The organism is Enterobacter sp. E14S, from assembly GCF_055666685.1.
Map to the genome: position 1 here is coordinate 14,199 of NZ_JBVODQ010000008.1, position 18,717 is coordinate 32,915.

An 18,717-nucleotide genomic window follows, 5' to 3' on the forward strand; every position below is an offset into this window, starting at 1 on the left:
ACTCTGTCTGTCAATTGAGGGCTGAGGCCCTCAACCAATTAGTACAGACGAGTACGGCGTGCGTTTTCGCGAGCCAGTTTCTTCGCGTGACGTTTCACAGCGGAAGCTTTAGCGCGCTTACGTTCGGTCGTTGGTTTTTCATAAAACTCACGACGACGAACTTCAGCCAGAACACCTGCTTTCTCGCATGAACGTTTGAAGCGACGCAGTGCTACGTCGAACGGCTCGTTTTCACGTACTTTAATTACCGGCATGTAACTCTCACCTTTAATAAATTCGGTTTGCCGCTGGCATCAACGCCAGCTTATTTCAAAATGGTGCGGAATTTTACTGCAAATGCTGCTGCTTTGTAAAGCACCGATGCGATTTTGAAAGGGACTTTAATAAGGGTGAGGAGTATACACGAGCCTTCTTCCTGGGGCGAACAAAGTTTTACATCAACCCGCCCAGGCTCTACACTGCGCGGTATTGAAACGAGGTAAAACAAGTCATGCGTGTACTGGGTATTGAAACATCCTGCGATGAAACCGGCATCGCCATTTACGACGACGAAAAAGGGCTTCTGGCCAACCAGCTGTATAGTCAGGTGAAATTGCACGCTGACTACGGTGGCGTCGTACCTGAACTGGCCTCTCGTGACCACGTGCGTAAAACGGTTCCCCTGATTCAGGCGGCGCTGAAAGAGGCCGGGTTGAGTTCAAACGATATCGACGCTGTGGCCTATACCGCAGGCCCGGGCCTGGTCGGCGCGCTGCTGGTCGGCGCGACGGTTGGCCGTTCGCTGGCGTTTGCGTGGGATGTGCCGGCGATCCCGGTTCACCATATGGAAGGGCACCTTCTGGCACCGATGCTGGAAGAGAATCCGCCTGAATTCCCGTTTGTGGCGCTGCTGGTCTCCGGCGGCCATACGCAGCTGATTAGCGTAACGGGCATTGGCAAGTACGAGCTGCTGGGCGAATCGATCGACGATGCCGCCGGTGAAGCGTTCGATAAAACCGCCAAGCTGCTGGGTCTGGATTATCCGGGCGGCCCGATGCTGTCGAAAATGGCGTCGCAGGGAACGGAAGGGCGCTTTGTCTTCCCGCGTCCGATGACCGACCGTCCAGGGCTGGATTTCAGCTTCTCCGGGCTGAAAACCTTCGCGGCGAATACGATTCGCAATAACGATGACAGCGAGCAGACCCGCGCCGATATCGCCCGCGCGTTCGAAGATGCGGTGGTGGACACGCTGATGATCAAGTGCAAGCGCGCGCTGGATCAGACCGGCTTTAAGCGTCTGGTGATGGCGGGTGGCGTGAGCGCTAACCGCACGCTGCGCGCGAAGCTCGCCGAGATGATGCAAAAGCGTCGCGGGGAAGTGTTCTATGCCCGTCCGGAATTCTGCACCGACAACGGCGCGATGATCGCTTACGCGGGAATGGTGCGCCTGAATGCGGGCGCAACGTCCGACCTGAGCGTGTCCGTGCGTCCGCGCTGGCCGCTGGCGGAACTGCCGGAGGCGTAATCCCTCACCCTAACCCTCTCCCACAGGGAGAGGGTATTATGGCCCTACACCCGCAACATCCCTTTCTCTTCCAGAAACGTAATAATCGTCGCCAGACCGTCACCCGCCTTCAGGTTGGTAAAGGTCCACGGGCGCTCGCCGCGCATGCGGTTGGTGTCGCGCTCCATCACCTCCAGCGACGCACCGACGTACGGCGCGAGGTCGGTTTTGTTGATCACCAGAAAATCGGATTTGGTGATCCCCGGCCCGCCCTTGCGCGGGATTTTTTCCCCTTCGGCCACGTCGATCACGTAGATGGTCAGATCCGCCAGCTCCGGGCTGAAGGTCGCGCTCAGGTTGTCTCCGCCGCTTTCCACGAAGATCAGATCCAGATTGCCGAACTTCTCGCTTAACGCCTCCACTGCCGCCAGGTTCATCGACGCATCTTCACGAATGGCGGTATGCGGGCAGCCGCCCGTTTCCACGCCGACGATGCGCTCTGGCTCCAGCGCGCCTGCCTCGGTGAGGATGCGCTGATCCTCTTTGGTGTAGATATCGTTCGTGACCACCGCCAGGTGATACGTGTCGCGCATCGCCTTGCAGAGCGCTTCCAGCAGCGCGGTTTTGCCCGATCCTACCGGGCCGCCCACGCCTACGCGCAGGGGATGTTTGTAATCAGCCATGTTGACTCCTCAGGAACGGAATAGTCGTGAATATTGGGTTTCGTGGCGCGCGGAGGCGATGGCGGACAGCGGCGTTGCTGCCCCCAGCGCGTCGTCGCTGCGCAAAAATGCCTGTTCAAGCCCGGCGGCGTAATGGTCGCCCAGTTCGATAATCAGCTGCTGCGCGGCCTGTTGCCCAAACGGCACCAGCTTGACGCCCGCCATCACCGCGCTCTCCATCCAGCTGTAGCCGAGGCTCAGCGCCAGCTCGTGCGCGCTAATGCCCCAGCGCACGCCGAGCCAGGCCATGCCGCAGAGCTGGCTTTGCATAAACAGCGGCAGCCATTCGGGCGGACAGTCAGGTTCCCAGCTCTTAATCAGCCGCGTAAACGCCACTCCACGGTTGCGCTCTTCTTCGCGCAGCTCGCGCGTTTCCCGGCAGGCGAGAAGGTATGCCGTCCAGCGTTTGGCATTAGTAAGAGAGCGTTGCTCACAGGCCTGATAAAGACGGATAAACAGCGGCAGATCGACGCAGAAAAAGCTCTGCTCCATCTGCTGGATTTGCCAGCGTTTGAACGCGTCGGCGTCGGTGACCCAGCCTGCCTCAACGGCCCACTCCAGCCCCTGCGACCAGGTAAACGACCCGACCGGCAGGCTGCTGCTTGAGAGCTGCATCAGGCGCAGCCTCTGGCGGGCGTGCTCCATCAGCTCATCAGCGCCAGCAGGGCAGAGACGATCAGCCCGCCGCCGAAGGTTTTACGCAGGCCGTCGTGACGGCGCAGCAGCAGCCCTGCGGCAAAGCTGGCGCACAGCACCGTGGCGCTGGCGAGCATAAAGCCGCTGGTGAAGAGCCAGAAGCTGTGGCTGGACATCTCCACGCCGTGCGCCCAGCCGTGGAACATCGCCAGGGCAGGTACCGCCAGCAGCAGACGGTTTTCAGTTTTAAACATCATCACGCCGGATACCGCCAGCGAGGCGATAATCAGCATCTCCATGCCGCTGAAGCCGCCGAGCAGGCTGCCCGCAATGGCGCCGACAAGCATCATCCCGAGGGTGGCAAACGGCAGCAGGAGTTTGCGGCCGCTCAGCGCCGAGAGCACGCCTGCGCCCGCCAGCATCAGCAGGTGATCGAGCCCGGTCAGCGGGTGGAGAAAACCGGCCTGGAAGCTGTCGGTGCCGTGGCCGGGATGCGCGAGCGCGGGAACGGAAAAAGCCAGCAGTAACAGCGGTAAATACTTGCGCATGATGGATCCTTAATGTGAATGAGCGTGAGAATGGCTATGGCTGTGGGCATCGCTGGCGTAAGCACCTGCTTCCGGTTCAAACGGCAGGCTGGCGTAGGCCACCTCCAGCCCGAACTGGCGCAGCATGCCGTCGAGAACGTGGTCGTGGTGATAGCGCAGCTCGCCGGGCATGATCTGCAGCGGCACGTGGCGGTTGCCCAGGTGGTAGCAGGCGCGGGCGAGCAGGAACGGATCGGCGCAGCGCACCACGGAAACCGGCTCCGGGGCGGCGATCACTTCGATCACCTCGCTGCCGTCGTCGGTGGTCAGCAGGTCGCCCCCGCGCAGCAGCAGGCCGCGCGGCAGCATCAGCCCGGCTTCGCGGCCGTCGTTCAGCGCTACGCGGGCGCGGCTTTTCACCCGCACGTCAATCGGCAGCGTGACGCTGGCGGTAATCGGATGCGCGTGGTCCAGGCGTTGGGTTAAATAGATCATCATCACTCCTCAAAACAGGAAATAGCGTTGCGCCATCGGCAGAACGTCAGCCGGTTCGCTGGTTATCAGTTCGCCGTCGACGCGCACCTCGTAGGTTTGCGAGTCGACGGTGATATTCGGCTGCAGGCCGTTGTGGATCATGTCCGCCTTTTTCACCGTCCGGCAGCCTTTCACCACCGCGGTAGCGCTCTGTAGGTTGAGCTGCTGCGGGAGGCCGTTCGCACTGGCGGCCTGCGAGATAAACGTCAGTCGGGTGGCGTGGCGCGCGGCGCCCAGCGATCCAAACATCGGGCGGTAATGCACCGGCTGCGGCGTGGGGATTGAGGCGTTGATATCGCCCATCGGCGCGCAGGCGATCATTCCGCCCTTGACGATGGTGGCGGGTTTGACGCCAAAGAACGCCGGAGACCAGACCACCAGATCCGCCAGCTTGCCCGCCTCAATCGAACCGACTTCGTGGGCGATGCCGTGGGTGAGCGCCGGGTTAATGGTGTATTTGGCGACATAGCGCTTCACGCGGAAGTTATCGTTATCGCCCATCTCGTCCGGCAGCGCGCCGCGCTGGATCTTCATGCGGTGCGCGACCTGCCAGGTGCGGATAATCACTTCCCCGACGCGGCCCATGGCCTGTGAATCTGACGAGGTGAGCGAGAACGCGCCGATGTCGTGCAGCACGTCTTCCGCGGCGATGGTTTCACGACGAATGCGGGATTCGGCAAACGCCACGTCCTCGGCGATATCCGGATCGAGATGATGGCAAACCATCAGCATGTCGAGATGCTCGTCGATGGTGTTCACCGTGTAGGGCAGCGTCGGGTTGGTGGAGGAGGGCAGAATATTCGGGTGCGCGCAGGCGGTGATGATATCCGGCGCGTGGCCGCCGCCCGCGCCTTCGGTGTGGAAGGTGTGGATGGTGCGCCCGGCGATAGCCGCCAGCGTGTCTTCGACAAAACCGGACTCGTTCAGCGTGTCGCTGTGCAGCGCCACCTGAATATCCATTTCTTCCGCGACTTCCAGCGAGCAGTTGATTGCTGCAGGCGTCGCGCCCCAGTCTTCGTGGATCTTCAGCCCGATAGCACCGGCGGCAATCTGCTCGCGCAGGGCATCCGGGTTGGAGCCGTTACCCTTGCCGAGCAGGCCGATATTCACCGGTAGCGCATCGGCAGCCTGCAGCATGCGGGCGATATACCACGGCCCCGGCGTGCAGGTGGTGGCGTTGGTGCCCGCCGCCGGTCCGGTGCCGCCGCCGATCATGGTGGTGACGCCGGAGACCAGCGCCTCTTCCGCCTGCTGCGGGCAGATCCAGTGGATGTGGGTGTCGATCCCGCCGGCGGTGACGATCTTCCCCTCGGCGGCAATGACTTCCGTCGCGGCGCCAATCGGGATCGTCACGCCGGGCTGAATGTCCGGGTTCCCGGCTTTGCCGACGGCGAAGATCCGCCCGTCCTTGACGCCGATATCGGCTTTTACGATCCCCCAGTGATCGACGATCAGCGCGTTGGTGAGAACCAGATCCACGCAGCCGTCAGCGGTCATCTGCCCCTGGCCCATGCCGTCGCGGATCACCTTTCCGCCGCCGAATTTGACCTCTTCGCCGTAGACCGTGAGATCGTCTTCCACTTCGATCCACAGCTCGCTGTCGGCAAGCCGCACTTTATCCCCGGTGGTGGGGCCGAACATATCGGCATACGCCCGGCGAGAAATCTCAGCCATGTTTCACCTCGCCCATCACCTCGCCGCGAAAACCGAAAATGCGCTGCGCCCCGGTGACCTGAACCAGCGTCACTTCCCGCTTCTGACCGGGCTCAAAGCGCACGGCGCTGCCCGCCGGGATGTTCAGTCGGTAGCCTTTGGTGGCATCCCGATCGAACTTCAGCGCCGGGTTGACCTCGTAAAAGTGGTAGTGCGATCCGACCTGAATCGGCCTGTCGCCGTGGTTTTCGACAACCACGCGTTGGGTTTCACGCCCGACGTTGAGGGCAATGTTTCCGGGCTGGATCCGGTATTCACCTGGGATCATCGCGCGCTCCTTAGACGATTGGGTTATGAACGGTGACGAGCTTGGACCCGTCCGGGAAGGTGGCTTCCACCTGAATATCCGGGATCATCTCCGGCACGCCCTCCATGACCTGGTCGCGCCTCAGGACGTGGCGGCCCGCCTCCATCAGCGAGGCGACGGTTTCGCCATCGCGCGCACCTTCCATGATGAAGGCGCTGATCAGCGCGACCGATTCCGGGTAATTGAGCTTTACCCCGCGCGCGAGGCGGCGTTCGGCAACCAGCGCGGCGGTAAACAGCAAAAGCTTGTCTTTTTCTCTGGGGGTCAGTTCCATAACGTTTCTCTTATGTCTGCCAGATACGCGGCGAACAGGCGGGTTTGGTAGTGAGAAGCGGGCGAAGCGACTGCCAGATATCGCGCATCACCCGCTGGCAAATCAGGTTGTCGTGGGAGAGAAAACGCACCGACAGCAGGTCATCGGTGAGCGTTGCTCCGGCAAACGTCTTCAGCGGCGCGAGCCATTCGCGCACCGCGTCGAGATGTTCTTCCCGCGCAGGGTAGAACAGCAGCGTGCCGAGCCACGGATGCCCGGCGACGGGCGTGAGATCGCCGTCGCTAAGATGCTGGCGCTCGATCAGGCGCGGTTCGTCTTCAACCCAGATTTCAAGGCGGCTCTCCAGCGTGCCGTGGCTGAAGGTTTCGTTTATCACCGGGCGGCCCAGGCAGTACAGCTCCCACGCCAGCAGCGTGCTGGAGGCCTTCAGGTGGAAGACGGAGCGCAGCGCGGCATTCGCGCCGGGAAAAATAATGGTGTCCTGCGGCAGCCACTCCAGGGTGGAATCTTCCTCGAGGTAAAAATGCTGGCTAAGACGCGCCTGCGGGCCGCTGCTGCGATAGAACTTGCTGGCGCCGGGCATGGTGATAAGCGCATGGCTTTTGGCGTCCAGCCGAACGGAAATGTCCAGCGTATCGCCGCCCACAATTCCGCCGGGCGGGTGCAGCAGATAAAGGTGGCAGGTTTCCCCTTCGGGATAAAACGGACGCTGAACGGTAAGCGGCCCGACGTGGTGGGCGGAGTGCAGGAGGGTTTTCTCAGGGGTGTGACAAAACTGCAGGGCAAGCGATGCCTGCCAGCCTTTATACGTATTATCAGTGACCTGAGCTGCTAACATGCTGCATCCATTTCCACACCATCGGGATACGTTTCAGTATGCCCTGGCGGAAATGAAGCCTGTCATATGAGTCGCTTATGGATGGCCAGGCAGGAGAAATACAAAAGCACGGCCGGGGCCGTGCTCTGAATAAGCAATGATGAGACTATTTCAGGTGCTCGTGCAACGCTGCACCTGCCTGCTCAAGGGCAACTTTCACCGTTGGCTCCTGGCTCAGCGGGTTAAGCAGGCCGTAGTCGTGGATCATGCCGTTATAGCGCGTGACGGTCACCGGGACGCCAGCCGCATCCAGTTTACGCCCGAATGCTTCACCTTCATCCCGCAGAACGTCCAGCTCCGCTGTCTGGATCAGCGTCTCGGGGAAGCCTTTCAACTGCGCGGTGCTGGCGCGAAGCGGAGAGGCAAGGATATTGTTGCGATCGGCAGCGCTGGTGGTGTAGTTATCCCAGAACCATTTCATCATGTTTTTCGACAGGAAATAGCCATTTTCGAACTGGTTATACGAGGCAGTATCAAAGTTCGCATCGGTAACCGGCCAGAGCATGACGTTGTAGCGAATTTTTGGCCCATTGAACTGTTTGGCCTGTAGCGCCACCGAAGCCACCATGTTGCCGCCGACGCTATTACCCACCAGACCCAGACGGCTACCGTCCACGCCAATTTCCTGACCGTGCCCGGCGACCCATTTTGTCGCTTCATAGGCCTGATTAATTGCCACCGGGAAATGGGCCTCAGGTGACGGGGTGTAATCGACGTAAACCGCAGCGGCTCCCGAAGCGCGAACGAGGTCGCGGATTAAGCGTTCGTGGGTAGGGAAGTCACCCAGCACCCAACCGCCGCCGTGAAAGAACATAAAGGCGGGGAGCGTGCCGCTGGCGTTTTCAGGTTTCACTATTTTCAGTTTTATCGCCTGGCCATTTACCTGGATCGTTTTTTCAGAAACCTGAGCGGGTGGCAGTTTTGCGCCTTGCTGCGCGCCAATCAGTACCTGGCGGGCCTCCTGCGGGGTCATCTGTTCCATTGGCTTACCCTTGCCGGAATTCAAAACATTAAGAAATGCCTGTACGCCTGCGGTCGGGGTTGGGGTATTGGTGGTTTGTGCGGATGCCGCAGCTGACGCGAAGACGGAAGAAACCAGGATGGCGGTTAGTGTTTTCATGGTAGTGCCTCTTTAAGCGTATTTGATCGGATGAGATAGCTAAATAGTGCGCTATTTAGTTGTTGGTGCAATACTTGCGCGCAAGATACTTTTAGTCAAACATTATTTATAATTTTTTCAGGAAACCGATTCGGAGTTGATAGAAAAATGAAAGAAAACAAAACGCTAGACGATTTACTTTGCTTCTCGCTGTACTCGGTCACCAACGCGTTCGTTCGCCAGTATCGCCCTTTACTGCAAGAGATGGATCTAACCTATCCGCAATTCGTTGTTTTGATGGCGCTTTATGAGAAAGATAACATCCCACTTCGCGATCTCAGCGATAAGACATTTTTTGATTCGGGCACATTGACCCCGCTTGTACAAAAGCTTGAGGCAAAAGGATTTCTCAACCGTATCGCGGTTGTAGGTGATGAAAGGATGAAAAATGTCGTACTGACCGATAAGGCCAAAGACCTGAAGAAACGGGTGATGGCTTTGCCGGACCAGATTCGCTGCAGCATGCGGATGAATGACGATGAGCTTGAGACGCTAAAAAAACTCTCCCGGACGCTGCTCGACGATTTGTAAGAACCCTTCGGCGGGGTGAACCCACCGAAGTGATGTGTCGTTACCGGTAGTCCTCCGCATCCACGTCATACCCGGACGGCTCCCAGCGGATCGCCAGCAGCGACGCCAGGCCGATAAACGGCGCCAGCGCGATCGCCCAGAAGACGGCGGTATCCAGCGACGCCACCAGCAGCGGGAACAGAAACAGCGACAGCGTCGAGCTGCTGCGCATCAGCGTCTGGTTGAGGCCCACGCCCACGCCGCGCAGCGAGGTCGGGTAGCTCAGGGAGGCGAACGTCATGGTATGCGCGCCCGGGCCGAAGCCCTGACCGAACAGGAAAAGCGCCAGCATCGCCACCGCAAGCACGCCTTCAGAGGCACCTTCCGGTCGGCCAATCATCGCCAGGCCAAGCAATGCGACAAGCTGGCAGGCATAACCCGCAAGCGACATCCGCCAGGCGCCGAAGCGCGGCACGTAGCGTACCGCCAGCAGTCCGCCGACGAAGGCAAACAGCAGGTTAAGCGCCAGAGAAATGAGAATGGTGGTGAGCATCGACTGGACAAAGAAGCTGGAGATGATCACCGGCAGGCCAAACGCCACGGCGTTGTAGGCAAACGACGAGACGACGGACAGCAGCGTGGCGAGCGTCGTGCGGCGCAAGTAGATGCCGCGGAACAGGTTCAGATAATTTGACCATTTCGCTTTATTCACGACAGGGGCTGGCTGGCCGAGCGCGTCCTGCGGCACGTGGGCATTGATGTTATACGACTGGCGTAAAATTGACGCCGCCTCTTTCAGGTTGCCCTGATTCGCCGCCCAGACCGGAGATTCGCTCATATAGCGGCTGCGGATGGCGATAATCACCAGCGCGGGCACCGCGCCAAAGCCGAGAATCAAACGCCACAGCCAGTCGCTGTGGCTCTCCGGCAGCACGGCGTAGAAGAAAAGCACCAGCAGGTAGGAAATGCTGATGGCGGCATACCAGGTGGGGCACCACATTGCGACGCTTGAGGCCTTATTTCCGGGCCCTTTCAGCCTGGCGAACTCGCTTAAAAACGCCATCGCCACGGGAAGGTCGATCCCTACCCCCAGCCCCATCACAAAGCGGGCGCCCGCGAGCACATATTCGTTCGGGGCCAGCGCACAGGCGATCGCTGCCACCACGAAGAACACCATATCAGCCATAAAAACGCGGTAGCGCCCGATTTTATCCGTGAGGTAACCGCCAAGCAGCGCCCCGACAATGGCGCCAAAGGTAATCGCCGAGGCCACCATGCCGGTACCGGCGGGCGTCAGGTTAAATTCGCGGGTGATGTCTTTAATGCCAAACGCCAGCGCGCCCAGATCGTAGGCATCGAGGAAAATACCGCCCAGCGCGATACCGACCACGATACGGGCGTTTGCCCGGCCCTGAGAGCCGTCATTAACGAGGCGTGATACGTCCGACGCGCTGCGCACCCACTGGATGTCGCCATCCGGGGTGCTTCCTGCCGTTGAAAGGGGAGTTGATTCTGTGATTTCAGCCATTTTCTTCTTATGTGGTTGTGTTGTGTCTCTAACAGTTACCACAGGCAGAAGGTGACCAAAATCACATTTGGCTATAAGGCATAACTAACCCTTCGGAGCGTCTTTTTTCTTCCTCTTGAGCTTCGTCCAGATTTTGGTCTCCTGACGACGCCACAGACGCTGGATATTGTCGTGATGACGCAGCAGGATAAGACAGGAGAGCATCGACACCGGGAAGGTGAACTGGGGTTTGAACCACCAGACGTAGAACGGGGCGATCAGCGCGCTGACGATGGCGCCCAGCGACGAGTAGCCGCTCAGAAGAATGGTCAGAAGCCAGGTTCCGGCCATGACGCCGGTGAGATCCCAGCCGATAGGTGCAATCGCACCGAAGGCCGTCGCAACGCCTTTTCCGCCTTTAAAACCAAAGAAAATGGGCCAGATATGGCCAACGCAGGCAGCAATAGCAATGAGCCCCAGCCAGAACGGCGTAACGCCCAGCGCATAGGCGCCCCAGACGGGCAGCATCCCTTTCAGAACATCAAAAATCAAAACCGCTACGGCTGCTCCCTTGCCGCCAATTCGTAGTACGTTGGTCGCCCCCGGATTCCCGGAACCATTTTCACGCGGGTCAGGCAACCCGGCAATGCGGCAGACCAGAATGGCGCTGGAGATTGAGCCGCAAAGATAGGCGAGGAGGATCATTCCAGGCGCGATTGCACTCATAACGCTGTTCCGTTTTGAAAATGTATCTGTATTCTCAGCATCTGTGGATAATACGCATAATTCGCCGGAAGTGGTATCCGGTTTAGCCAAAAAGCAGGCAGGTCGTGATGGATATTGTATTTATAGAGCAACTTTCGGTAATCACCACAATTGGTGTTTACGACTGGGAACAGACCATCGAGCAGAAGCTGGTGTTCGATATCGAAATGGGATGGGATAACCGCAAATCGGCGAAAAGCGATGACGTGAACGACTGTCTGAGCTATGCCGATATCAGTGAAGCGGTCATCGCCCACGTTGAAGGTCAACGTTTTGCGCTGGTCGAACGGGTGGCGGAAGAAGTCGCAGAATTGCTGTTGAAAAAATTCAACTCACCGTGGGTGCGCATCAAGCTGAGCAAGCCGGGAGCGGTGGCGCGCGCGCCAACGTTGGCGTCATCATTGAGCGTGGCACAAATCTGAAAGGCAAGAATTAACGTCATAATTGCTAAACCAATTTAGGTTATACCGGTCTTAAAGCTGTATCTTTCACGGTAGCCGTTGGGGCGACCGTTTTTTATATCTTTTTTAGGGGTTTATAGATGAGCGATATGCACTCGCTGCTGGTGGCGGCAATACTGGGTGTGGTCGAAGGATTGACGGAGTTTTTGCCGGTCTCCAGTACGGGCCATATGATTATCGTTGGCCATCTGCTGGGCTTTGAAGGCGATACCGCAAAAACGTTTGAAGTGGTGATCCAGCTGGGGTCTATTCTGGCGGTGGTCGTGATGTTCTGGCGTCGCCTGTTTGGCCTGATCGGCATCCATTTTGGCCGTCCGCCTCAGCACGAGGGGCTCAGTAAAGGTCGTCTGTCACTGATCCATATTCTGCTCGGGATGATCCCTGCGGTGGTGCTGGGCCTGGTGTTCCACGACGCCATCAAATCGCTGTTTAACCCGATTAACGTAATGTACGCGCTGGTGGTGGGGGGCTTCTTGCTCATCGCCGCGGAAGTGCTGAAGCCAAAAACGCGCGCGCGGAAGGTCTGGACGATATGACGTATCGTCAGGCGTTTATCATTGGCTGCTTCCAGTGTCTGGCGCTGTGGCCGGGCTTCTCGCGTTCAGGCGCTACCATCTCCGGCGGGATGCTGATGGGCGTAAGCCGTTACGCCGCGTCAGAGTTCTCGTTCCTGCTGGCGGTGCCGATGATGATGGGCGCCACCGTACTCGACGTCTATAAGAGCTATCACTTCCTGACGGCTGGCGACATTCCGATGTTCGCCGTCGGCTTCATCACCGCGTTTATCGTGGCGCTGATTGCCATTAAAACCTTCCTGCAGCTGATTAAGCGTATCTCGTTTGTTCCGTTCGCGATCTATCGCTTTATCGTGGCGGCTGCGGTGTACGTGGTCTTCTTCTGACCGATGGCCCTCAGTCTTTCGGCTGAGGGCAATGCTTTTCCTTCCAGTCCGACACCGCCTGAATTCGCCGTTTCGTGAGCTCTTCGCGAATTTCCGGCCCTTTGAATCCCGCTTCGACAACGTCCTTCGTGGGCACCGCTTTCGCTACGTCCCAGGCTTTGCGCAGTAAGCGTCCCTGCGGGTAATCGCACGCTTCAAAACCGGTACGACCGCGCACGTCAGCTTCGCTGGTGAGCGCGATTTGCTCGACGCGCTGGGGTTTGCGCCAGGCGTCGATGTTATCGAAAAGCTTAACGATGGTGGCCGGTTTCAGAATAGGGAAGGTGTGGATCAGATCGTGGAACTCGGCCACCAGTTTCGCCAGATCGCGGATCTCGTTCGGCACGCGCAGACGCTGGCACAGCCCCTCGACCAGCTTCACCCCTGCCGGGCCGTGCCCGTGGTGGCGAGGCCAGAATTCTTTTGGCGTTAAGCCTTTGCCGAGATCGTGGCACAGGGTGGAAAAGCGCACGTCCACGTCTGGGCTGAGCATGGCCGCCATGCTCAGGGTCATCAGCGTGTGTACGCCGGTATCAATTTCCGGGTGCCATTTTGCCGGGGCAGGCACGCCAAACAGCGCGTCTATTTCCGGGAACAGCACCTTCAGCGCGCCGCAGTCGCGCAGGACCTGGAAAAAGACCTGCGGGTTGCGCGTGGTGAGGGCATTTTCCGTCTCTTTCCAGACGCGCTCTGGCGTCAGGTGTTCAAGCTCGCCCGCCTCTGTCATGGCGGTCATCAGCGCCATTGTCTCATCGGCAATCCGGAAACTGAGATGGGCGTAACGCGCGGCAAAGCGCGCCACGCGCAGCACGCGGAGCGGATCTTCAGAAAACGCCGGGGAGACGTGACGTAAAAGACGGTTGCGCAGATCGTCCTGACCGCCATAGGCGTCAACAATCTGCCCGTCTTCGTCCTGCGCCAGCGCGTTGATGGTGAGATCGCGGCGCAGGAGATCTTGCTCCAGCGTGACGTCCGGCGCGGCATAGCAGGTGAAGCCCGTATAGCCCGAGCCCGATTTCCGCTCGGTACGCGCCAGGGCATACTCTTCACGGCTTTTCGGGTGCAGGAACACGGGAAAATCGCGGCCTACCTGCTGGTAGCCCGCGTCGAGCATCTCTTCAGGGGTGGCACCAACCACCACCCAGTCTTTATCTTTGACCGGCAGACCTAACAACGCATCACGTACCGCACCACCGACAAGATAACTCTTCACGCCCAACTCTCCCGTTTTCTCTTTTCCAGAATGATACGTAAGTCTGGCAGAGAAGACGAATTAGTTCATCCAGCGGTCTTTACGCTTGCGGCTTGGGATCAGATGCGGCAGGACCAGACCCAGCACCAGACCCACGCCCAGCACGCCGCCGCCATACATAAACCACTGCATGATGATGGTGCGTTGTTTGTCGTCGAGCTGCAGATTAGCGGCATTCACTTTCTTCTGCGCGACAATCAGCTCGTTTTTCAGTTTCTGGTTCTCTTCTTTCAGGCCGTTAATCACACCGTCGCTTTGCGCCACTTTCTGCTGCATTTCAGCGGTGCGCTGGTTCCAGGTGCCGTCGATGTTGTTCAGCTTATCGGTCAGGGTCTTCACCTGGTTTTCCAGATCGGGAACGCGCGTGCGCAGGCTTGGCACGGTGCTCAGCTCTTTCAGCGGGATCCAGGACGTACGACCGGTACTGTCGCGCACCTGACCGTAATTGGTGTCCGCGTTGGTCTGTAACAGGGTGACTTCCTCGCCGGCATTCACCGTGCCCACGAGGCGATAATTATCTCCGGGGCCACTGCGTACCCAGGTGTTCAGTTCGTCAGAAACGTAACGCTTCTCTTCAGCGTGCACTGCGGTTGCGGCGCTAAAAGCGAGTAAAGTAAGTCCAATCAGGCGTAATTTAAGCATCATTAGTCGTTATTTTCATAAATAGTGGAACGATAGTAGTGGCAACAGTGTCTCTACGCAAAGCATTCGTCAGCAATCAGAATCATCTGTGTCACGACTCTATACATTTACGCCCGACAAATTGCTCATTGCATGGCAATTTGGCGCAAAATACTATGTACTGACAAACAAATGGCGAGGAAGTTCGCCCTCATTGACGCGTCTGTGACGCACGCAAAAGTACAAGGCTATGGCACAAGAAATCGAATTAAAGTTTATCGTCGAACAAGACAGCGTTGACGCACTCCGCCAGCATCTGCATACGCTTTCCGGCGAACACCATGCACCGGTACAACTGCTTAATATCTATTACGAAACGCCAGACAACTGGCTGCGTCGCCACGATATGGGGCTGCGCATCCGCGGCGCGAGCGGGCGCTACGAGATGACGATGAAAATTGCCGGCCGCGTGGTCGGCGGTTTACATCAGCGCCCGGAATACAATATCGACATCAGCAAGCCAGAACTTGAGCTGGAACGTTTCCCGGCGGAAGTCTGGCCGGATGGCGAGCTGCCTTCTACGCTGGCGGAACAGGTGCAGCCGCTGTTCAGCACCGATTTCTGGCGCGAGAAATGGCTGGTCACGGAAGGCAAAAGCCGCATCGAAATCGCCCTCGATCTGGGGGACGTGAAGGCCGGTGAGTTCCAGGAGCCGATTTGCGAACTCGAGCTTGAGCTGCTGGAAGGGGATGCAAATGACGTGCTGAAGCTGGCGCGCAGGCTGGTGAACCAGTCCGGACTGCGTCAGGGAAGCCTGAGTAAAGCCGCGCGGGGTTACCATCTGGCCGCCGGAAATGCGCCGCGCGTGCTGAAAGAGACGACCAGCCTGCACGTTGCGCCGAAAGCCAGCGTTGAACAGGGCCTGGAAGCCGCGCTGGAGCTGGCGCTTTCTCAGTGGCAGTACCATGAAGAGCTTTGGGTGCGAAATGTGAAAAACGCGAAATCCAACGTGCTGGCGGCGATTGCCCTGGTGCGCCATACCCTGACGCTGTTCGGCGGTATTATTCCTCGCAAAGCGAGCGCTCACTTACGTGACCTGCTGACGCAAACCGAAACGCTGATGCTCTCCGACGTATCGGCGCAAACGGCGATCTACAGCCCGCAAGCCGCTTCGGCAAAACTGGCGCTGACCGAGTTTCTGGTAACGCGCGGCTGGCGCGCCTTCCTGGATGCGAAAGCGGAGGCCAAAATCGCGGAAAACTTTAAGCGTTTCGCGGATATTCATCTTTCCCGTCATGCCGCCGAGCTGAAGAGCACTTTTGCGTATCCGCTCGGCGACCAGTATGGCGATCAGCTTCCCCGTCTGTCGCGCAACATCGACAGCATGCTGCTGCTTTCCGGCGCTTATGACGGCGTTAAAACCCAGGCCTGGCTGGAAAACTGGCAGGGGCTGAAGCATGCCATTGAAACCCGCCAGCATATTGAGATTGAGCATTTCCGTAACGAGGCCATTTCGCAGGAGCCGTTCTGGCTGCACAGCGGAAAACGTTAACTCTGGCAAGGAACCCCTATAATGCCGCTTTCTTCACCGTTACAGCAGCAGTGGCAGACCGTTTGCGAACGTCTGCCTGAGTCATTACCGACGTCATCGTTAAGCGAGCAGGCGAAGAGCGTGCTCGCCTTCAGTGATTTTGTGCAGGAAAGTATCACCGCCAACCCGGACTGGCTGGCAGAGCTTGAGAACGCGCCGCCGCAGGCGGACGAGTGGCGGCATTACGCCGGCTGGCTGCAAACCGCGCTCGAAGACGTTGCGGATGAAGCGACGCTGATGCGCGTCCTGCGCCAGTTCCGCCGTCGGGTGATGGTGCGCATTGCCTGGGCTCAGGCGCTGGCGCTGGTAAGCGAAGAGAGCACGCTGCAGCAGTTAAGCGAGCTGGCGCAAACGCTGATTGTCGCCGCGCGCGACTGGCTCTACGCCGCCTGCTGTAAAGAGTGGGGCACGCCGTGCAGCGAGGAAGGGGTTCCTCAGCCGCTGTTGATTCTGGGGATGGGCAAGCTGGGCGGCTGCGAGCTGAACTTCTCCTCCGACATCGACCTGATTTTTGCCTGGCCCGAGAACGGCTCCACGCGCGGTGGCCGTCGCGAGCTGGACAACGCCCAGTTCTTTACCCGTCTCGGTCAGCGTCTGATTAAGGCGCTGGATCAGCCGACGCAGGACGGTTTTGTTTACCGCGTGGACATGCGCCTGCGCCCGTTTGGCGACAGCGGACCGCTGGTGCTGAGCTTTGCCGCGCTGGAGGATTACTACCAGGAGCAGGGGCGCGACTGGGAGCGCTATGCGATGGTTAAAGCGCGGATCATGGGCGACAGCGACGACGCTTACGCCAACGAGCTTCGCGCCATGCTGCGCCCGTTCGTGTTCCGTCGCTATATCGACTTCAGCGTGATCCAGTCCCTGCGTAATATGAAAGGGATGATCGCCCGTGAGGTGCGCCGTCGTGGTCTGAAGGACAACATCAAGCTCGGCGCGGGCGGCATCCGTGAAATCGAATTTATCGTCCAGGTCTTCCAGCTTATTCGTGGTGGCCGTGAGCCGTCCCTGCAGTCCCGTTCGCTGCTGCCGACGCTGAGCGCCATCGAGCAGCTGCACCTGCTGCCGGACGGCGACGCGCAAACCCTGCGCGAGGCCTATCTGTTCCTGCGCCGTCTGGAAAACCTGCTGCAAAGCATCAACGACGAACAGACCCAGACCCTGCCGGGCGATGACCTTAACCGGGCGCGTCTGGCCTGGGGCATGCGCGTGGACGACTGGTCAACGCTGACCGAACGACTGGACGCCCACATGGCGGGCGTGCGCCGCATCTTTAACGACCTGATCGGTGATGACGAAAGTGAATCGCAGGACGATGCGCTTTCCGAGCACTGGCGCGAGCTGTGGCAGGACGCGCTTCAGGAGGACGACACCACGCCGGTGCTGACGCACTTAACCGACGACGCGCGCCATCGCGTGGTGGCGCTGATCGCTGATTTCCGTCTTGAGCTGAACAAACGCGCCATCGGCCCGCGCGGCCGTCAGGTGCTGGATCACCTGATGCCGCACCTGCTGAGCGAGGTCTGCTCGCGGGCGGACGCGCCGGTGCCGCTGTCGCGCATGATGCCGCTGCTGAGCGGGATTATCACGCGTACCACGTATCTGGAACTCCTGAGCGAGTTTCCGGGGGCCCTGAAGCACCTGATTACGCTCTGCGCCGCGTCGCCGATGGTGGCCAACAAGCTCGCGCGTTACCCGCTGCTACTGGATGAACTGCTCGACCCGAACACGCTGTATCAGCCCACGGCGACGGATGCCTACCGGGACGAGCTGCGTCAGTATCTGCTGCGCGTGCCGGAAGAGGACGAAGAGCAACAGCTGGAGGCGCTGCGTCAGTTTAAGCAGGCGCAGATGCTGCGAGTGGCGGCGGCTGACATCGCCGGAACGCTGCCGGTGATGAAAGTGAGCGATCACTTAACCTGGCTTGCTGAGGCGATCATCGACGCGGTGGTCCATCAGGCGTGGGTGCAGATGGTGGCGCGCTACGGCCAGCCGAAACACCTGGCCGAACGTGAAGGACGCGGCTTTGCGGTCGTGGGGTACGGCAAGCTTGGCGGCTGGGAGCTGGGCTATAGCTCCGATCTGGATTTAATCTTCCTGCACGACTGCCCGGTTGACGTAATGACCGACGGCGAGCGTGAAATTGACGGGCGCCAGTTCTACCTTCGCCTGGCGCAGCGCATCATGCACCTGTTCAGTACCCGCACCTCGTCGGGCATTTTGTATGAAGTGGATGCGCGACTGCGTCCGTCCGGCGCGGCGGGCATGCTGGTGACCTCGACGGAGTCCTTCGCCGATTACCAGAAGAATGAAGCCTGGACGTGGGAGCATCAGGCGCTGGTGCGCGCTCGCGTGGTGTATGGCGATCCGCAGCTCAAAACGCAGTTTGACGTCATCCGTAAGGACGTTATGACCACCATGCGTGATGGCAGCACGCTGCAAACGGAAGTGCGCGAAATGCGCGAGAAAATGCGCGCGCATCTCGGCAATAAACACCGCGATCGCTTTGATATTAAAGCCGATGAGGGCGGGATTACCGATATTGAGTTCATCACCCAGTATCTGGTGCTGCTGCACGCCCACGACAAGCCGAAGCTGACGCGCTGGTCCGATAACGTGCGCATTCTGGAACTGCTGGCGCAAAACGACATCATGGACGAGCAGGAGGCGCAGGCCTTAACCCGCGCCTACACGACGCTGCGCGATGAGCTTCATCATCTGGCGCTGCAGGAGCAGCCGGGGCACGTGGCGCTGGACTGTTTTGCTCATGAACGTGCTCAGGTAACGGCCAGCTGGCAGAAGTGGCTGGTGGAACCGTGCGTAACAAATCAAGTGTGA

At 59.1% G+C, this 18,717-nt stretch carries 18 protein-coding genes and 2 pseudogenes; 6 read left to right on the top strand and 14 right to left on the bottom strand.

Annotation, left to right across the window (positions count from 1 at the left end; all coding sequences use genetic code 11):
* Window positions 1-38 precede the first annotated feature (38 nt).
* Complete coding sequence (gene rpsU, locus ACZ6J2_RS15915; protein WP_001144069.1) at window positions 39-254, bottom strand: 30S ribosomal protein S21; 216 nt, start codon at window positions 252-254, stop codon at window positions 39-41.
* Between the two features lie 236 nt (window positions 255-490).
* Here rpsU and tsaD point away from each other — a divergent pair, with 236 nt between their 5' ends.
* The gene (gene tsaD, locus ACZ6J2_RS15920) at window positions 491-1,504 is read left to right on the top strand and encodes a tRNA (adenosine(37)-N6)-threonylcarbamoyltransferase complex transferase subunit TsaD (protein ID WP_029741753.1); all 1,014 of its coding nucleotides are present in this window, start codon (window positions 491-493) and stop codon (window positions 1,502-1,504) included.
* Window positions 1,505-1,548: 44 nt separating this feature from the next.
* Here the strand turns inward: tsaD and ureG are convergent, their stop codons facing one another.
* The 9 genes from ureG to ACZ6J2_RS15965 all read right to left on the bottom strand — a co-directional run bounded on the left by ureG (window position 1,549) and on the right by ACZ6J2_RS15965 (window position 8,193).
* Window positions 1,549-2,166 carry an urease accessory protein UreG gene (gene ureG, locus ACZ6J2_RS15925; RefSeq protein WP_471726176.1) on the bottom strand — a complete coding sequence of 206 codons (618 nt, stop codon included), beginning with the start codon at window positions 2,164-2,166 and terminating at the stop codon, window positions 1,549-1,551.
* 9 nt (window positions 2,167-2,175) lie between these two features.
* Window positions 2,176-2,850, bottom strand: a complete 675-nt coding sequence (locus ACZ6J2_RS15930; protein WP_471726177.1) for an urease accessory protein UreF — start codon at window positions 2,848-2,850, stop codon at window positions 2,176-2,178.
* Complete coding sequence (locus ACZ6J2_RS15935; RefSeq protein WP_471726178.1) at window positions 2,850-3,389, bottom strand: HupE/UreJ family protein; 540 nt, start codon at window positions 3,387-3,389, stop codon at window positions 2,850-2,852. The genes ACZ6J2_RS15930 and ACZ6J2_RS15935 overlap by 1 nt, the downstream gene beginning before the upstream one ends.
* 9 nt (window positions 3,390-3,398) lie before the next feature.
* Complete coding sequence (gene ureE, locus ACZ6J2_RS15940; RefSeq protein WP_471726249.1) at window positions 3,399-3,863, bottom strand: urease accessory protein UreE; 465 nt, start codon at window positions 3,861-3,863, stop codon at window positions 3,399-3,401.
* 9 nt (window positions 3,864-3,872) lie between these two features.
* Window positions 3,873-5,576, bottom strand: a complete 1,704-nt coding sequence (gene ureC / locus ACZ6J2_RS15945; RefSeq protein ID WP_471726179.1) for an urease subunit alpha — start codon at window positions 5,574-5,576, stop codon at window positions 3,873-3,875.
* The gene (locus tag ACZ6J2_RS15950) at window positions 5,569-5,883 is read right to left on the bottom strand and encodes an urease subunit beta (RefSeq protein WP_471726180.1); all 315 of its coding nucleotides are present in this window, start codon (window positions 5,881-5,883) and stop codon (window positions 5,569-5,571) included. The genes ureC and ACZ6J2_RS15950 overlap by 8 nt, the downstream gene beginning before the upstream one ends.
* 10 nt (window positions 5,884-5,893) lie before the next feature.
* Window positions 5,894-6,196, bottom strand: coding sequence for an urease subunit gamma (locus ACZ6J2_RS15955; RefSeq protein ID WP_006811999.1), 303 nt, complete (start codon window positions 6,194-6,196; stop codon window positions 5,894-5,896).
* 10 nt (window positions 6,197-6,206) lie between these two features.
* A complete protein-coding gene (locus ACZ6J2_RS15960) occupies window positions 6,207-7,034 on the bottom strand; it encodes an urease accessory protein UreD (RefSeq protein ID WP_471726182.1) in 828 nt (275 codons plus the stop codon).
* Window positions 7,035-7,179: 145 nt separating this feature from the next.
* Window positions 7,180-8,193, bottom strand: a complete 1,014-nt coding sequence (locus tag ACZ6J2_RS15965; protein WP_033146672.1) for an alpha/beta hydrolase — start codon at window positions 8,191-8,193, stop codon at window positions 7,180-7,182.
* A 147-nt stretch (window positions 8,194-8,340) separates the two neighbouring features.
* Here ACZ6J2_RS15965 and ACZ6J2_RS15970 point away from each other — a divergent pair, with 147 nt between their 5' ends.
* Window positions 8,341-8,763, top strand: coding sequence for a MarR family winged helix-turn-helix transcriptional regulator (locus tag ACZ6J2_RS15970; protein ID WP_045356087.1), 423 nt, complete (start codon window positions 8,341-8,343; stop codon window positions 8,761-8,763).
* A 40-nt stretch (window positions 8,764-8,803) separates the two neighbouring features.
* Here ACZ6J2_RS15970 and ACZ6J2_RS15975 read toward each other — a convergent pair whose 3' ends face one another.
* Together ACZ6J2_RS15975 and plsY are read right to left on the bottom strand one after the other, a co-directional pair.
* Window positions 8,804-10,270, bottom strand: coding sequence for an MFS transporter (locus ACZ6J2_RS15975; RefSeq protein WP_471726184.1), 1,467 nt, complete (start codon window positions 10,268-10,270; stop codon window positions 8,804-8,806).
* An 84-nt stretch (window positions 10,271-10,354) separates the two neighbouring features.
* Window positions 10,355-10,975, bottom strand: a complete 621-nt coding sequence (gene plsY / locus ACZ6J2_RS15980) for a glycerol-3-phosphate 1-O-acyltransferase PlsY (RefSeq protein ID WP_048974922.1) — start codon at window positions 10,973-10,975, stop codon at window positions 10,355-10,357.
* Window positions 10,976-11,082: 107 nt separating this feature from the next.
* Here plsY and folB point away from each other — a divergent pair.
* Together folB and bacA are read left to right on the top strand one after the other, a co-directional pair.
* Window positions 11,083-11,450 (top strand): annotated as a pseudogene (gene folB / locus ACZ6J2_RS15985) (bifunctional dihydroneopterin aldolase/7,8-dihydroneopterin epimerase).
* Window positions 11,451-11,555: 105 nt separating this feature from the next.
* Window positions 11,556-12,376, top strand: a pseudogene (gene bacA, locus ACZ6J2_RS15990) (undecaprenyl-diphosphate phosphatase).
* Between the two features lie 10 nt (window positions 12,377-12,386).
* Here the strand turns inward: bacA and ACZ6J2_RS15995 are convergent.
* Together ACZ6J2_RS15995 and ACZ6J2_RS16000 are read right to left on the bottom strand one after the other, a co-directional pair.
* The gene (locus ACZ6J2_RS15995; protein ID WP_023309213.1) at window positions 12,387-13,628 is read right to left on the bottom strand and encodes a multifunctional CCA addition/repair protein; all 1,242 of its coding nucleotides are present in this window, start codon (window positions 13,626-13,628) and stop codon (window positions 12,387-12,389) included.
* 60 nt (window positions 13,629-13,688) lie between these two features.
* Window positions 13,689-14,309, bottom strand: coding sequence for a TIGR04211 family SH3 domain-containing protein (locus ACZ6J2_RS16000; RefSeq protein WP_024906484.1), 621 nt, complete (start codon window positions 14,307-14,309; stop codon window positions 13,689-13,691).
* Window positions 14,310-14,538: 229 nt separating this feature from the next.
* On the opposite strand from ACZ6J2_RS16000, the gene ACZ6J2_RS16005 reads away from it, so the two are divergent.
* Together ACZ6J2_RS16005 and glnE are read left to right on the top strand one after the other, a co-directional pair.
* The gene (locus ACZ6J2_RS16005) at window positions 14,539-15,840 is read left to right on the top strand and encodes a CYTH domain-containing protein (protein ID WP_471726185.1); all 1,302 of its coding nucleotides are present in this window, start codon (window positions 14,539-14,541) and stop codon (window positions 15,838-15,840) included.
* A 21-nt stretch (window positions 15,841-15,861) separates the two neighbouring features.
* On the top strand, window positions 15,862-18,717 hold the full coding sequence (gene glnE, locus ACZ6J2_RS16010; protein ID WP_471726186.1) for a bifunctional [glutamate--ammonia ligase]-adenylyl-L-tyrosine phosphorylase/[glutamate--ammonia-ligase] adenylyltransferase: 2,856 nt from the start codon (window positions 15,862-15,864) through the stop codon (window positions 18,715-18,717).